Origin of the sequence: Elusimicrobium minutum Pei191 (assembly GCF_000020145.1) — a bacterium.
GTDB classification, from domain to species: domain Bacteria; phylum Elusimicrobiota; class Elusimicrobia; order Elusimicrobiales; family Elusimicrobiaceae; genus Elusimicrobium; species Elusimicrobium minutum.
In genome coordinates this window covers 235303-250707 of record NC_010644.1, presented here as the reverse complement: position 1 = coordinate 250707, position 15405 = coordinate 235303, and the positions used below count along the sequence as shown (strand labels likewise).

Here is a 15405-nt window from a genome sequence, read left to right as displayed (position 1 = left end):
ATTTTTAATTAAAAAAATTTAACGCCGGGATGCTGGAACTGGTAGACAGGATGGTCTCAAAAACCATTGGCCGCAAGGCCGTGCGGGTTCGATTCCCACTCCCGGTAAGTTTTGGAACACAATGACCCTTCCGAGATTACTTGGAAGGGTTTTGTATAGGTAAATTCAAGGGTTTTACCATTCAAAAGTACGTTCGCAAAAATAGTCTTCAAAATTAAACCCTTATGGTTTATTTGCGAACGCTCAAATATTCTAGGCAGTTGCTCTGTAAGCTTAACCACCCTCTTCATATCAAATATTGACTGTGCTGTCTCTTGTGCACTATTATTTATCTTGGCGTTTAACAGCTCTTCCTCTTGCTTGAGTTTTTTAAGCTGTTGGTCTAAATAATCATCCTTTATCAGGCCAGAGGCGTTTTTAGAAAACAGATTATCACGCTGTGTGTTTATTGCTGTTAAACGAGTTCTTATATTTTGTTCTGCACGTTGTTTAATATTAACTGCCTCTTTACCAAAGGAGTCTAGGTCATTAAGCATATCTTCAGCAAGGCTAGGGCCTATGCACAACTTAGAGATTTCTGCTTTAACTTGTTTCAATGCACTTTCTTCTGCTACGTTTTCGGCGTGGCATTCAACCCCGTTTTTATTTGCCTGATATCTTGAGCATCTTAAATAAGAGTGCTGGTTAATACCATTTTTAACCTTTCTATCTTTGGTATAAGGGCTTATAATAGTTCCGCAATCTTTACATTTAACTATACCCCTAAACACGTTTTCTTTACAGGCACATTTTGTATTCTGCCTTTTATGTCCTCTTATTACGGCTTGGTTTCTATCAAATAGTTCTTTAGTAATTAATGGTTCATAAATATGCGGGAACTCCAGTCCTTTTATTTTCATTACCCCATAGTAAAAAGGATTGCGAAAGGCACGCCATAAAGGATTTTTAGACGTTTTTTTACCACAGCCTATTTCCTTGCACTTCTGGTTAAATACCCTCACAAGCTCTAATAATGAGTAGTTGCCAGTAGCGTGCATTTCAAATACCTCTTTTAGTATGGGAGCGATAAGCTCATCTATAACAATAGTCTTGTTCTTACCTGTGCCTATGTTCTTATATCCAATAGGAGCACGTCCTGGAAGCTGTCCAAGAGAAATTTTGCGAGACACCCCACGTTTTGTGCTTTCCGAAAGCATTAGCACATAAGACCTTGCACCCACAACATTAAAATCCCAGACCATAAAGTCACTTGCAGGGGAATCTTTATGAAGTACTAGCCCCGTAGTTACAAAATGCAGCTCTAATTTCCCTTTTTTTATAAGAGGCTCCAAAGATACAGACTCATTAAATCTTCTTTGCATACGGTCTACGTTATAAACAATTATTGCAATAGCTTCTTTTTGTGCTTTAACAAAATCCAACATTTCATTAAACTCTGTACGATTACCTCTTGTAGAAGACTCTATTATCCTGTATTCTTTCAATACTTTAAAAGCTTTTTGTTTGCTATATTCACGTGTTTTTTCAAGCTGAGCGTCCAGAGATTGCCCGTCTTCTTGTGAAGAGCTTGATACTCTTGATAAAATGACTGCTTTTTTCGCTATATAATTTTTCATAAAAGTTCCTATTTTGTTTTTACTTTATTTAAGAAGGCTTTTAAGTCGGTATTGTTTATACGGTAAGCCTTTCGCCCTAATTTGTAGGCGGTAAGTTTCCTGGCCTTGATATAGCGGTATATAGTCATTTCACTGACTTTAAGAAGTTCTGCAACCTCTTCTATGGTAAAAAATTGTGTGTTTTTCATATTAACAATAGTTTACAATAGAATACACCGCTAGTCAAGGTTTTTTATTGCTTATATTATGATTCTGGCCCCAGCTCTCGGTCAACTTTGTCAAGCAACCTGATTAAACCGATAAGACTTCTTTTAATTTCAAAGGCTTCTTCTTCCGTTACCACTACACCATAATCTTTGAATATGGCTTTTTGCGTAGAGTTTGCATTTTCAGGGAGGCTAGTGCTCATCACATTACCCCCTCAATGTCGTCATTTTCCTTGTCTATCCAAATGGGTTTAAACTCATTAAGATAGTTATTTATTCTACTGGCAATATAAAACTTTTTGGTCTTGAATTTTTTCTGTATTTCCTTCCGCTTCTTCAACAACGTGCTATGTTGTGATTCTCTTGCCTTACCTTTTATCTTGGCTGAGGTTGGTACTAAAAGCTGTTTTAATACCGTCCTCCCCAAAGAGTGCTCTAAATAATCCATGCCTACTTTAAAAATAATATCGTTAATACTGACATCGTTCTTGGCAGCAGCATCTATTTGCTTTATCAAGGCCACTTTGGAGTATTTTACTTTAGGTAGAGCATCCTCAATCGCTGCCCAAAAATGCTTTAGGGCTCGCTGTTCAAGGATGGAATTAAACAAGTCAAATAATTTGAAGCTGTGCATATATTTCAACTTCCCTAAATGCTTTTTAATATACTTGCTCTTGAATAATTTAACTTCCACCCTTAAAACTTGTAAATTGTGCCTATCTAACAAGTCTTTGAAAATCTCCTTATCGTTCCCTGTGCCATTATAGATAGCGGCTGTGGTCTTATCGTAGGCACAAATTTCATATTCTTTTGTGTGGAGCCCCACCTGATAGCCATTATTACCCACCCTAGAATAATATTTAACCTTGGAAAGGGTTGGGTGTTGCCCTGCAAGTGTCAAGGCAATTTTGTCTAGACAAGCATGCATGGAGTGTCTTTTGGGAATAACTATATTTTTGCCGTACTCAAGATACCAGACTTCAGCAAATTTTATAGCGTCATGTGATATTTCCAGCCCATTAGATTCCCGTGCTTCAATTCTTATAAGTTCAATCAAACAGTTTAAACATCTATCTGTATGCTCCTCCAAGCTATTATGAAACAAACTTTTAGGCACGCAAATATCAATCATTATATATCCGCACCAACTATAGTCTCTAAAAACGGGCTGTATTGCGGGGCCTTTATCTCTGTTATCTTGCAAGGCCGTTATTGCTCCCGTGTATAATTCTTTTACTTCTGCTACTGGTACTGCTATTTTGATTCTGTCCATTGTTGTGGCTCCTTACTGGCTTTCGCTTTGTGCGAAGCAGTAAGGAAAAGAAACCAATTCAACTAGTGGGAACAAAAATCACTTTTCCCTCTAAAAAAGAGGGAGGAAAACGGGGAGATTTGACAGGGATACAATAAAAAAACCGCTTAAGGTTTTATCCTTAAACGGTCTATTGTATAGCTAGAACTTAAATGTTACTTATGGGATACCTTGGTCTCCCCTGAAACTATAAAAACACCTTCTTTTTCTGTGTTCTTAATTATCACACTACCGTCGGGAAGTTTAGACTGAACCTCTTTTATAAGTTTTTTTAATCTATCTCTAAACGCCTCTCTTTTGTTTATTTTGGGACCACGTTTATATGTACCTTCTATTTCATCATAGCCATCATCATATTCATTATGGCGTTTGGGAGCTTTTTTGCTTTTCATAGTATAACCCAAAGCAGAGTATACTGCCTCTCTGGTAGCGGCAACACCTTTTTTGGATATAAGAAGTTTTAATAAGCCTATTTGTTGCTCTGCCGAGGATGAAAATGCTTTAATCTTTGTGCCATTATAAAAAACTTCGTTCTCTTCATTTACAACTAGCCCGAGGAACCCTTTTTCTGCCTTAACCTCAAAAATTTCTTTCTCAATTTCTTCAATAGGTTTAAGCAGCTCTATGTTAGCTCTTATTTTCATATCCTTAACCATTACAATACGAGGTTTGCACCACTCCTCAAAATCATCTGCACTCACTCTGCTAATGGAAATTAACCTTTTATTTTCCAGTAACAACAAATCTGTCATTACCCTACTTCTGGGGTCAACCTTCAAAAGTTTACCATCTATATCTTCCCATTCTGGCCTCAAGGTAAATTTACTTCCATGCACTTTACTGTATGCCTTGAGGAGATTAACTGTTGCTCGCAAACTTAATTTAGTACTATAATTTTTACTATTATACTCTCCGTCAAATACTCCTTTTTCATACGCTCTAAGGTATCTGTCCAAGAAGTCCATAAAATAATATTTGTCTTTATACCAGATGTGGACAATCTTTTCTGTCGGTCCCCCCTCTTTTTTATATTTTTCAAGCTCGGCATAAGTCTTAGCAACAAACTGAGTAGCCACGGTAACAGAAAGAAGCCGAGTTGCTAACATATGATATAGATATCTTTTAAAATCCCTCATTAACAAATCGTACGGAAAAGAAAGATAAGGGTACAGATTATCCTTGGAAACAATTAGCAATGCCAGATATAGCTCCATTTCCCAAAGGGAGCCTGAAGGATTATCAGGGTCAAATGGGTAATATTTGCCAACATGTTTAATAATTCTTCTAGGAAAAACCGCCACCTTTTTAAACACCCCTATTTCTTCTTTTTGCTTTGCCATTTCCACAACCTCCAGAATGATTGGATAACCATAACAAATTATAAATTATTTTGAAAAAGAGAATGCAATAAGGGTGTCTACATAAACAACGGTTAAGGGCCGCAAATGACGGTGTTTTTTATTCAAGTGGTCATTTTTGGGACTTTAGCATATGGCATTTGAGGTTAACAATTTTACAAGGTGACTATATAGCTTACACGACGATAATCATGTCAAAAAATACGGGTTTGTGGGGATTGGAAGTGTTGTATACAATGAACGAGGAAAACTGTGAAAAAATTATAAAATTTTCGTGCCAGATTTTTTGAGGTAGCATTCAAAAATAAACAAGCCATTTGGATAGGGTGGGGGTAGGGGGGTGGGGTACCCCACCCTTGTTTTTACCAGCGGGATTATGCTCTATACCCCCTCCCCCTGCCTGTCATATATACTATTTTTGGGTAATTTTACCTTTTCGCTGGTTGTTTGCTCATTCCGCTGGTTATGGCTGTTGTTAAGCAAAAATAGCGTTATTTTCGGTTTTTATGGTTTATAGCGTATTCTGGTATTCTGGGTATCTTATGCACACTTAAGAAATTAAATCACCCACTTTCGTAACGTGCTTAAATTCAACATCTTTAAAGTCTTTAAAATGTGCCTTACCACACTTTATTTTTAACTGCTCTTCCGTTCGCAATCTATCCAGTGATAGGGTAGATTTTGTTTCTGCTACAAAGTATATCCTCTTATCATTTTTGTAGATTAACGCCCAGTCTGGATTATAAGTGCCCATTGGCGTTCTTATTTTAAACCAGTCGGGTAGTTTTATAAAAAAGTCCACGTTATCATTATTCTCGCAATCTTCGGCAAACTGACGCTCGGGGCTGGATAAGGAATCAATAACAATGCTATCCGCTATTGTCTTATCCTGGTTCTTGATAGGGTACAGGTTTTCAATATAAGACTCTATCTCCTGTTCCTTAAACAAAAGCATCTGCCATTCTTGCCCTGCTATCTTTTCATATTTAATGCCGTCTACCATAAGCTCATTCATTACATTGTTTATTTTGCCTATAGCTAGGTCTAAAAACATTTGTGGGTTCTTTAATACATCCTCCATCCTGCCAGAGGCCTTGATAATTTCCAATATAGTTTTACGGGTTAATTTGGAGCTAAGCCTGCTTTGTATATAGTCAATGATATTAGGTATCTCAAAACCAGCTGCCATAGCCTTTGTTGTGCTGCCTTTAACGGTCCCAAATACGCCTTCGCTAGTTATATTGACGCCAGTTTTAACAGTTCTGATGATAGGGGCTTTTATCTCTGTTTCCAGGTCCCTCAAGGCCTTTCCTGCGGCTTTTATAAGGTCCTGGGAGTCATAGTCCACCTTATACGTAGTTTTGTGTTTAATCTTGTCCCAGAGTTCAATAAATTTAGCATCCAGTTCAAATCCTTTCTTAAGGCCCACCTTCTTTCTTGCTCTTTTATCTTTAATCCTACCCTGGAAGGCCACACCGCAATCATCTTCTATTTCTTTTTGTAAGTTTGCGGAAAAATCGGCATAAGTTTCGTTAGCTACAACTGTTAGTTTATTTATACTTTTGTCATAAATTCGCATACCATCTGCATTAACAGCAAGGCGTAATCCACGGCCTATTTCTTGCCTCTTTTTCATTTCAGACCTGGTTTCATTTAACGTGCATATCTGAAACACATTAGGGTTGTCCCAGCCTTCCCTAAGGGCAGAGTGGCTAAATATAAAGCGCAGGGGATTATTAACATCCAGCAAGCGTTCCTTATCTTTCATAATAAGCTGGTATGTATCAGCATCGTCTTTTGTTTCCCTGCTCTCTGAGGAGTCTTTCAGGTGTCCCTTTTTATCTTGGGAGAAATAGCCATTATGTATCTCTTTTATATCCTGGCTCATAATGTTGCTATTGCCAGATTTACTGACAATATTTTTATAAATTTCTTCAAACCATTTGTGTATTTTGCCTTCCACAATGTTTCCACTTTCATCCCAGGCCCTATAGTTTGCCACTCTATCAATAAAAAACAAAGACAATACTTTAATGCCTTGTGGGCGCAGTTGTTTTTCTTTGGCTAAATGTTCGGCTATGGTGCGCTCTATCTGCGTTTTCATTATGTCATCTTTCACTTGGCTGTTGCTTTGTCCCAGAGATACTCTTAAGCCATTGCCAAACTCCACAAAGCCTTCCCCAGCGTCTAAAGATATTGGCACAAAATTATCTTTGTATATTTCACGCTGTCCAGAAAGTTGGTAGAGGTCATACTTTTCATCTGCGCCTATGGTTACCACCTTTGACTTAACGCCAGAGGGGCTCTCACACTCAATCTTAACTTTAGCCAACACACTGTTTTTATTTTGTTTAAATTCCACCAGTTCAATAAATGCCCTGTTATGGTCGTTTTCTGTTATCACGCTATCCACTTCTATCTGTTTAACAAGCCCTAGGTCATAGGCTTTAACAGGGTCCAAACTATAAAGCAGGTTATACATGTTTTTATGCGTGGCGGAGTATCTTAACGTGCAAGCAGGGTTAAGTCTTGCTATGGCACGCTTACGTATTTCAGTTTCCATATTTTGCGGTTCGTCCACAATAACTATGGGGTTAGTAGCCTGAATAAACTCTATTGGTTTTTTGCCAGTCAGTTTATCGTTTTCATTATTTACAACGTTTTCATCCTTGGCAAATGAGTCTATGTTTATAACAAGTATTTCAATGTTATTACTATCAGCAAACCCACGCAGGGCAGATACTTTAGCAGAGTCGTAAACCTGAAATTTTACTGAAGTGTTTTCATACAAACCTTGGAAGTGCTCATGCGTAATTTCCAGGTTTTTTAACACACCTTCTTTTATGGCTATGCTGGGCACCACAATCACAAATTTTTTAAAGCCGTACTGTTTGTTCAGCTCATAAATGGTTCTAAGGTAAACATAGGTTTTACCTGTACCTGTTTCCATTTCTATGGTGAAGTTTAGCCCTTCCAGTTTAGTGGCAATATCTAGGCCATTTTTTTCTTGCACTTCACACACATTTTTTAAAATTTGTTCTTCTGAAAGTACAATATTATTCTTAACACCCATTATAGATAGTGCCAGCCCATCCACGCCACCAAAAGACGCTTCAAAGTCCCCATTATTTATAGGTTGCCCTTTAAACACGTCTATTATAGCCCGCATAGCGTCTTGCTGGTACGGCTGCTTAGCATCAAAATGTAGTTTCATAAGTACCTATATAGAAAGATAATTAAACTTCTCCTTAAAGGAGTCTATTTGTTTCTGGGTAATTTTATTTTTAATTAAATGCAACAATAAGTTAGCAGGTTTCAAATGCGTATTAGCTGGCTTAGTAATCCCAAATTCAGACTCAACATCGCCAGATAAGGCTAACAGGTTTTGTGTGTACGCACTTTTTTTACTCTGAATAAATTTATTAACTATTTCATGAACACCACGATTGTTATCTGAATCATAAACAACAGAATGATATATTCCTAGGGAATCAAATAAGTTTATAAATCTATGTATGTTAAACTTACCTAAAGAATCCAGACAATATATGTGTTTTTTAGCAAAATCTTTCCAATGCGTTGCAAATAAATACTCTAATAGAACTTTTTCTGTTGCCCCCTCACATATTATTACATGTTTTGAAAAAAAAGCATTTGCTCGTTCTGTGTCAAGCCACATGCAAATATTCATAATTTCCTTATCACTTCCAGAAAAACCTTCCAATGTACCCGAGGCCAGAGATTTTGCCAAAGCTTTCTTCAGTTCTTCTTGACAAGCAGGTAAGGCGACAGTGCTTTTGAAGCAGGCTTCAAGCCCCGCATTATCTGACAGCAATAATTCCAGTTTTTCTTTAGAAATATTAAAACTTTTGGTTTCCCATTTATTTCGCTCTTCCCTACTCAATCTTATTAGTGAGGGCAAATTGTTTATATTTTTAGAAACAAATATTGGGGAATGTGTAGTTGCTATTACTTGCTCATTATCTCCCTTAGCAATACTCTCTAAATCTATGTTTAAAATCTGTTGTTGCGACGGATGTAAAAAGGCTTCAGGCTCTTCAAATAAAATGAGCGTAAAATCTGGAGAAAAATCTTTCTTTTTAATTTCTTTAGGGTCTTGGTATTTAGATGCTATTTTTATTAAAGAATAAATAATGTGTCTCTGAAGCCCTTGCCCGACACTGCTTGTGTTTATCTCCTGTTCACCCAGCTTAGAATCCTGCAAATAATGAGAGAGGAGATTTTTTGTTATAACTTCTGGAGAGACCGCATTGATATTTATACCCAAACTAACACCCCAGTCTTTAAGCTCAGAGTTTATATCCTCTTTCATTTTGTTAATAGATAATCCCTCTGGGGAACTTTCTGCTTGGAATTCTTTGTTAAACACCTCAAAGGCCTTATTTAGCTCAGAAAAAGAAGAACTTGCTTTTAATATCTTACCAAGAACATATTCTACAATGCTTTTTAATGGAGACGCTGCTTTTGATAAATTCATAACTTCTTCGGTGCGACTTAACTCTGGGATATACAAAATATTACCCAACTTTGCTTGGGATATATTTTTAGCACCATAGAAGAGCGTGGTAGACAAAACACCATTTTCGTACCCATAGATATTACTTTGAGTTGACTTTATTTCTATAGAGGAGGATGCTAGATACTTTCTAACCCTTAGTATCTTGTCTGCACTTCTATATTCTTCTTTTAATAAGTCTTGCTCTTCTTGTACAGTTATGAACTCAACCTCTATCCAAGACTCTACATCAGATGTTTCCATTTTAGGAAAGTCTTCTGCCTTGTTAAATTTTATATCTTCATAAAAAACTCGTAAAGCATTAATAAAAGTTGTCTTTCCTGAATTATTTTCTCCCGCAAGTATGGAATATGATTCCAAGGGGAAATCGGCATCTAGTATGGACCTAAAGTTATGAATATGGACATTTTTAATTTTCATATCATACCACCGTTAGGTCTATTTCTGCGTCTTGGAGTTGTAAGACGGTGTTGGTTTTTAAGCTGTCTTTGCCGTCAAATAAACTATCTAGCATTAAACACCTTTGGGGCTTAATCTCTAGTATTTTGGATATAACTTTGTCTGACAGTTTCTCCAGGCATACCACCAGCTCCCCGTTGTTAACTATGTATATTTTGGTTTTGTCCACTTCCGCTGTTTCCACAGGGACGTTAAGGTCATAGCCCCGTTTTAGCAATAGTTCACATAAAATATTGGTTTCTTTTGCACCGTCCTTTAATGCGTCTTCAAACATATTGATAGTGGTTGCCAGGTCTTCTTTAGTGGACACCATATCACTGCGCCATGTTTTAAAGTTAGATTCTTTTAATTTATAAAACTTGAACCCAAGGTCCAGCTTGCCTTCGGCCTTAAACATGGTATTATCTGCTTTAGTTTCTGTTTCTATTTTTTTGATGGCACGGCGTATACGCTCAGCACTTATTTCTGATATAGTTTTGTATCCTGCCCTAAAAGCTTCTGAGGTCTCTTCTGTTTTTTCTGGCAGTTGAACACAAATAAATTTTCTCTTCCCACCGTCTTCTTTATTTAACTCCATTACAGCCTGAGCAGTAGTACCAGAACCCGCAAAAAAGTCCAAAACAAAGAAATCTTTTTCATTTATTAAATGTGCTAATTGTGATATGAGTTCTGGAGGCTTAGTGTATTCAAAAATGCCTTTCCCAATAACGCCGTCAATCACCTTTGTAGCATTATCGTTGGAGTATTTATTTTCAATAAACTCAAGTGTTGACAAAGGCTTTGAGCGGTCTATGTTTATAATTTCATATTTATTGCCGACCTTCTCAATTTTTACATTCTGGTAAGTTTTTGTATATATCCTAGGTCTACTCCCAGAGTCTTTTAATTCAACAAAGCCGTTACTAAAACCAAACTCAAATAGGTCTTTACTCCATCTCCATCCCCAGTCCGCACGTCCGTGCTTGCCACTATGCCGCTCTTCATATTTCTCCTTTGACCCGCCAGCATAGTAAACATGCTCTCCAATTTCTATTGGGTAGTCAAGAGACTTTACCCATCCCAAAGAATCATAATCTAGGGTCTGATTTAATTTATAAAATCCCCTTTCTTCGAAAAACTCATCCTGGTTACTATAACCATCATCATTATGTGCTATCCCTATAATATCTGCAAAAGAATTATTTTTTGAATACATCAAGACGTAGTCATGGTTCTTGGCGGTTGCTTCTGAGGACTTCCCACCCTTTTTGGTAACTCTGGGGAAAATTGCTTTGAAATTATCTTCTCCAAACACTTCATTCATTAACAGGCGCAGGTTATGCACCTCATTGTCATCTATGGACACAAAAATAACACCATCGTCTTTAAGCAGGTTTTTAGCTAGGAACAGTCTGGGATACATCATGTTAAGCCAGTTGCTGTGGAACTGCCCGTTTTCTTTGGAGTTTTTGCGGAAGAGGCCTTCTTTTAGCAGGTAGCCCTCTTCATCTTTTTCTTTAATTTTTTTAAGGTACTCTTCTTTAGTTTCGGCAAATTTGTCTGGGTAAATAAAATTGTCATTGCCAGTGTTATAGGGCGGGTCAATGTATATCATCTTAATTTTGCCAAAGTAGGACTTTTGGAGTATCTTTAACACTTCCAGGTTCTCACCCTCTATAAACACATTTTGAGTGGTATCAAAATTGACTGATTCTTTGACGGCAGGGTAAAGGGTTTTGGTTGTTGGGGTTTGTATGGCGGTAAAGGCATCACTCTTGTTAGCCCAGTTTAGCACGTAGCGTTCATTAGATATTGCAGTGTGTTCCCCAAGGGTAAGCTTAAGGCGTTCAAAGTCCACCTTGCCCTCACTAAAAACTTCTGGGAATAGTTGTTTAAACTGAGTTAGCTTTTCTTCTGTTATATTTAAAGATTCTTTATTAAATTTGTCTGCCATAGTACCCTCTTGCCCAATGTGTATATTTCATTCTATCAAATATAAATTAATGTTCAAATAAAATATCTGGACAGTTTTGGGAGATGTGATATAATTAAATTATAGTATTTATCTTTTGGGGGTAAAAGAACATGGACACATCTGGCAAAATCAAATTTCACACAAAACTTAAACTAAAAATATATGAGGAGTACCTAAAGGCATATCTCCCAATAATGAACACGCAAGACTGGGCCACAAATGTCAGCGTAATAGAACCGTTTGCAGGGCAAGGGGTAGCGGAAGATGGAGGGAAGGGGAGTGCCATGGTAGCTGTAGATGCTATCAAACCATTACAATCCCAAAAAATTCTTTTGCTGTTAAACGACTTGGATTCTAAAAAAATACCACTTCTGTCAAAAAATGTAGATGTTGCAAATAACCCTTTTATTAAAATTGCGAATGAGGACGCCAACTCTTTTATAAATAAGTCTTTAAAGTTTAAAGGGCATGCTTTACTTTTTATTGACCCTTTCGGATATACTCAGTTAAATAAAGATACCTATGACAACATTTTTAATAGAGACAAATTGGAAATTCTTATTTTCATCCCGCTGTACCATGTTTTTAGGTTTTTAAAGGGAGAGGAAGAAGACGTTTACTACAGGCCCGTTGCTCAATTTTTGGAATATTTTGATATTGCTAAGGAGCAAGCTCAGGAATGCGATACTCTTGAAGACTTTGCACAACTCATAAGAAGTGCTTTTCAGAGTAAGATGAGAACCCATTTTGCCTATTATAAAAGTTTAAAGAATAAGGACTGCAACTCCCAGCATGTTATATTCTTCCTATCAAAAAATATAAAGGGAGCAGAAAAATTTCTGTATGCGGCAGAAGCGGCAGAAAAGTATTTTGATAAGCAGGGTGATTTGTTTTCCATGACTTATGATACTTTTAAAGAAGAAGCAGACACCCTAATAAACACAATAAAAAATGCTGACCCTATAACAAATTCACAACTGTATGAACTTTCTATAAGTCTTGGTATGCTGCCAAAATATACAAATGAAATATTTAGCAAACTTGAGGATGATAAAACTGTTTGTATAAAAGAATTGCCTAATTGCAAGCGCAAGGGAAAGAGCCTCTACATCAATGATAAGCGCGATAATAGAATAGAAATTATATACAATAAAGTATAACTATATGAAAAAATTTAAAAGAAAGACACTTCTATATAAGACTGGCGTTGAGTATGGGGATTATACCATCAATCATGCGGAAAACTGCTCCCATGGATGTTTATACCCGTGCTATGCTATGCTTATGGCTAAAAGGTTTGGCAAGATTAAAACCTATGAAGACTGGCTTGAACCTAAATTAGTGGAAAATTCTTTAGAAATACTTGACCGAGAAATACCTAGGCTCAAAGATAAAATAAAATTTGTCCATCTTTCTTTTACTACAGACCCTTTCATGTATAAATACCCAGAAGTATCTGAGATGAGCCTGAAGATTATAGATAAACTAAATAAGAGTGGTATTAGGTGCACCGCTTTAACTAAGGGTATTTTGCCTATAGAGTTAGCTAACCTGAGCAAAGACAATGAGTTTGGCATAACCTTAATTACAATACAGGATAAATTTAGAAAGAAACTGGAACCATTTGCATCACCTATGAGCAAGAGGATAGATTCTTTACGCCATCTGCACAACAAAGGGTTTAAAACATGGGTTAGTATTGAGCCGTACCCTACACCCAACATAATTGACCAAAACTTTGATGAGATACTGGAAGAGTTATCATTTGTAGATAAAATTATATTTGGTAGACTTAACTACAACAAGCAGGTATCTGAGTATAAGGATTATAAAAATTTCTTTAATGAACTGGCAGATAAGGTAGTCACATTCTGTAAGAAAAATAAGAAACAGTATCACATTAAGGAAGGAACTGTAACTGAGCCTACATACTGTTCTAATTCTCCTAAACAATGTGTATGTTCTGTAGGTCAATCAAACATATTCTAGATTAGCACTAGTATCTATAATGGGTAATGAACATAGATACTAGCCTAACTAATCTAACTAGTTTGAGCACCAATCTTACTTACAACACCCATGATATAGCAAGGGACCTCAGGAACTACCTAATAGCGTCAAGCATATCTAAAACTGGACGTATCCTGGCTAAATCCTCTATAACTTCGTTCCACAGTACTGCATCATTTCGGTGCATTCTAGAACAAATAGCCCCGTGGGTTTTTACTATATGTGTTTACCCGTTCAGGTCAATTATTTTTTACTGTTAACGATTATCATTTTGCAAACCGCTCCATTAAAAAGCAGGCTTTTCATATATTATGAAAAGCCTGCTTTTTAATTTTTGTTAAATACTTTTTTAGTTGCCCAAAACAATTTTAACCAATTCAAGCGGCGCAACTGTTTTGCCGTTTTTATAAACGCGCATATTGCCGCCGGATATTTCGTCAATCAAAATAACCTCTCCTTTATTTCTGCCAAACTCAAGTTTAATATCATAAAGTTCGCAATCATATTTGGCAAGTTCGGCCTTTATCATTTTGCAAATTTCTTGGGTTTGCTCTTTTAAAGATTCGTACTCCTCATTAGTTAAAATTCCGAGCACGGACAAAGCGTCCTTGGTTATGGGCGGGTCGCCGCGCTCATCGTCTTTTAAAGTAACCTCGACAAAAGCGTTTAAATCCTGCCCTTCTTTAGCATATTGCCCGTAACGGCGCATAAAACTGCCAACGGCTTTAAAACGGCAAATAACTTCTATACCGTTGCCGAAAGGCGCGGCGGGCAACACTTCCATATTATTGTTTTCTATATCGGATTTCACATAATGGGTTTTTATGCCGTTTTTCTGCAACATTTCAAAAAAATAGGTGGTAAGCCTTAAGCCGCCTTTTCCCATACCTTCAATGGAAAGGCCCACGGTATTAGCGCCGGGGTCAAAAACGCCGTCGGTACCGGTTACATCATCTTTAAACTTTAAAAGATAGTTGCCGTTTTCAAGTTCAAAAACAGTTTTTGTTTTACCTTCATATACATGTTTCATCTAAATTTTCCTTTTACGCACTTTTTAACGCCAAAATATTATATAAAATATCCATAGCCTAAAACACCGCGCTTTAAAATTGCAAAAAAACATGTAGCTTTATGGAGTATAACAAATGGTTGAAATCATAGCCTCCTATTTAAAATACTTTACTTACGCAATTTTTATTTTTGGTATTCTGGGCGTTAAAATAGATTTTGAAAAAAATGGAAAATTATACTACTCAATACTTGATATTATAGTTTTTGCGGGCCTCACTGTTTTATCGGTATTCGCCGCTTCTGAATTTTTGACGCTTCCTATTAAGGTGTTTGGAGCACAGTTAATATATGCAAGTCCCGTTATAGCCCTTATTATTGTTTTTACTTTACGCGTTTTTATAACTATGGGAAAAACTTCTTTCGTTCGTAATTTTAATTTTTTATACGCAGTAATTTTCTTTGCCGCCTTTTTCGCGCTGATAGCCAAAATGATATCGTTTAAAGATATATTAGACACTGTCTTAAACAATTTATATAAATTTGTAATCCCCTCATAAAATCTTTGGGTGTAATTGTAATATACGCGGACGCTTATAAATATTATATCCCCACGAAACAGAGGCCTTTTATTAAGTGATTATTAAGCAGTATTATATATTTTAATATTTGTGTCCACGGTACACAAAATTTTATCCCTATTCATTTAAACATATCTCTGTCGAGTTGTATTTGGGTTTTCCACACGGTCAAACCAGTATTTAACAGAGCGCATAATTTATTTTCAAGTTTATTTTTATAAAGCAGCCTTACGTTAACTTTAACACATAAATAAACTATACAAGACAGCTTTTGGCAGCCAACGCGAAATAAGCAGCCTATCTTATTGCGACCCCTTCAAACAAAGCAAAAATATATTTGATAAAATTTAAAAATAATAACATT

Annotated in this window: 11 protein-coding genes, 1 tRNA gene and 1 pseudogene; 4 read left to right on the top strand and 9 right to left on the bottom strand. The window is 36.5% G+C overall.

Features of this window, described 5'->3' with window-relative positions; all coding sequences use genetic code 11:
• Positions 1 to 23: 23 nt before the first annotated feature.
• Positions 24 to 107: transfer RNA gene (locus EMIN_RS01170), tRNA-Leu, on the top strand.
• 477 nt (positions 108 to 584) lie between these two features.
• On the opposite strand, the pseudogene EMIN_RS09650 reads toward EMIN_RS01170, so the two are convergent.
• The 8 genes and pseudogenes from EMIN_RS09650 to EMIN_RS01140 all read right to left on the bottom strand — a co-directional run.
• Positions 585 to 1616: pseudogene (locus tag EMIN_RS09650) on the bottom strand (recombinase family protein); the annotation flags it as partial.
• A gap of 8 nt (positions 1617 to 1624) precedes the next feature.
• Positions 1625 to 1804 (bottom strand): helix-turn-helix domain-containing protein, encoded by a 180-nt coding sequence (locus EMIN_RS01165; RefSeq protein WP_012414407.1) that lies wholly within the window; start codon positions 1802 to 1804, stop codon positions 1625 to 1627.
• Between the two features lie 56 nt (positions 1805 to 1860).
• Positions 1861 to 2025 carry a hypothetical protein gene (locus tag EMIN_RS08820; protein WP_012414406.1) on the bottom strand — a complete coding sequence of 55 codons (165 nt, stop codon included), beginning with the start codon at positions 2023 to 2025 and terminating at the stop codon, positions 1861 to 1863.
• Entirely contained in the window at positions 2025 to 3095 is a 1071-nt protein-coding gene (locus EMIN_RS01160; RefSeq protein WP_012414405.1) for a hypothetical protein, read from the bottom strand. Before EMIN_RS01160 ends, EMIN_RS08820 begins: the two co-directional genes overlap by 1 nt.
• Positions 3096 to 3289: 194 nt before the next feature.
• On the bottom strand, positions 3290 to 4474 hold the full coding sequence (locus tag EMIN_RS01155) for a hypothetical protein (RefSeq protein ID WP_012414404.1): 1185 nt from the start codon (positions 4472 to 4474) through the stop codon (positions 3290 to 3292).
• 568 nt (positions 4475 to 5042) lie between these two features.
• Positions 5043 to 7706 carry a restriction endonuclease gene (locus EMIN_RS01150; RefSeq protein ID WP_012414403.1) on the bottom strand — a complete coding sequence of 888 codons (2664 nt, stop codon included), beginning with the start codon at positions 7704 to 7706 and terminating at the stop codon, positions 5043 to 5045.
• A gap of 6 nt (positions 7707 to 7712) precedes the next feature.
• Positions 7713 to 9449, bottom strand: a complete 1737-nt coding sequence (locus EMIN_RS01145) for an ATP-dependent nuclease (RefSeq protein WP_012414402.1) — start codon at positions 9447 to 9449, stop codon at positions 7713 to 7715.
• 1 nt (position 9450) lies between these two features.
• Positions 9451 to 11421, bottom strand: a complete 1971-nt coding sequence (locus EMIN_RS01140) for a site-specific DNA-methyltransferase (RefSeq protein WP_012414401.1) — start codon at positions 11419 to 11421, stop codon at positions 9451 to 9453.
• A 131-nt stretch (positions 11422 to 11552) separates the two neighbouring features.
• On the opposite strand from EMIN_RS01140, the gene tcmP reads away from it, so the two are divergent.
• Entirely contained in the window at positions 11553 to 12602 is a 1050-nt protein-coding gene (tcmP, locus tag EMIN_RS01135) for a three-Cys-motif partner protein TcmP (protein WP_012414400.1), read from the top strand.
• A gap of 4 nt (positions 12603 to 12606) precedes the next feature.
• On the top strand, positions 12607 to 13431 hold the full coding sequence (locus EMIN_RS01130) for a radical SAM protein (RefSeq protein WP_012414399.1): 825 nt from the start codon (positions 12607 to 12609) through the stop codon (positions 13429 to 13431).
• Positions 13432 to 13801: 370 nt separating this feature from the next.
• On the opposite strand, the gene EMIN_RS01125 is transcribed toward EMIN_RS01130, so the two are convergent.
• The gene (locus tag EMIN_RS01125) at positions 13802 to 14482 is read right to left on the bottom strand and encodes a phosphoribosylaminoimidazolesuccinocarboxamide synthase (RefSeq protein WP_012414397.1); all 681 of its coding nucleotides are present in this window, start codon (positions 14480 to 14482) and stop codon (positions 13802 to 13804) included.
• Positions 14483 to 14597: 115 nt separating this feature from the next.
• Between EMIN_RS01125 and EMIN_RS01120 the strand changes: the two genes are divergently transcribed.
• A complete protein-coding gene (locus tag EMIN_RS01120; RefSeq protein ID WP_012414396.1) occupies positions 14598 to 15020 on the top strand; it encodes a hypothetical protein in 423 nt (140 codons plus the stop codon).
• Positions 15021 to 15405: the final 385 nt, after the last annotated feature.

What these genes read in the sequence shown, in the direction of transcription:
- EMIN_RS01165 (WP_012414407.1), bottom strand. Translation starts at nt 1,804, where the DNA reads ATGAAAAACACACAATTTTTTACCATAGAAGAGGTTGCAGAACTTCTT.
- EMIN_RS08820 (WP_012414406.1), bottom strand. Translation starts at nt 2,025, where the DNA reads ATGAGCACTAGCCTCCCTGAAAATGCAAACTCTACGCAAAAAGCCATA.
- EMIN_RS01160 (WP_012414405.1), bottom strand. Translation starts at nt 3,095, where the DNA reads ATGGACAGAATCAAAATAGCAGTACCAGTAGCAGAAGTAAAAGAATTA.
- EMIN_RS01155 (WP_012414404.1), bottom strand. Translation starts at nt 4,474, where the DNA reads ATGGCAAAGCAAAAAGAAGAAATAGGGGTGTTTAAAAAGGTGGCGGTT.
- EMIN_RS01150 (WP_012414403.1), bottom strand. Translation starts at nt 7,706, where the DNA reads ATGAAACTACATTTTGATGCTAAGCAGCCGTACCAGCAAGACGCTATG.
- EMIN_RS01145 (WP_012414402.1), bottom strand. Translation starts at nt 9,449, where the DNA reads ATGAAAATTAAAAATGTCCATATTCATAACTTTAGGTCCATACTAGAT.
- EMIN_RS01140 (WP_012414401.1), bottom strand. Translation starts at nt 11,421, where the DNA reads ATGGCAGACAAATTTAATAAAGAATCTTTAAATATAACAGAAGAAAAG.
- tcmP (WP_012414400.1), top strand. Translation starts at nt 11,553, where the DNA reads ATGGACACATCTGGCAAAATCAAATTTCACACAAAACTTAAACTAAAA.
- EMIN_RS01130 (WP_012414399.1), top strand. Translation starts at nt 12,607, where the DNA reads ATGAAAAAATTTAAAAGAAAGACACTTCTATATAAGACTGGCGTTGAG.
- EMIN_RS01125 (WP_012414397.1), bottom strand. Translation starts at nt 14,482, where the DNA reads ATGAAACATGTATATGAAGGTAAAACAAAAACTGTTTTTGAACTTGAA.
- EMIN_RS01120 (WP_012414396.1), top strand. Translation starts at nt 14,598, where the DNA reads ATGGTTGAAATCATAGCCTCCTATTTAAAATACTTTACTTACGCAATT.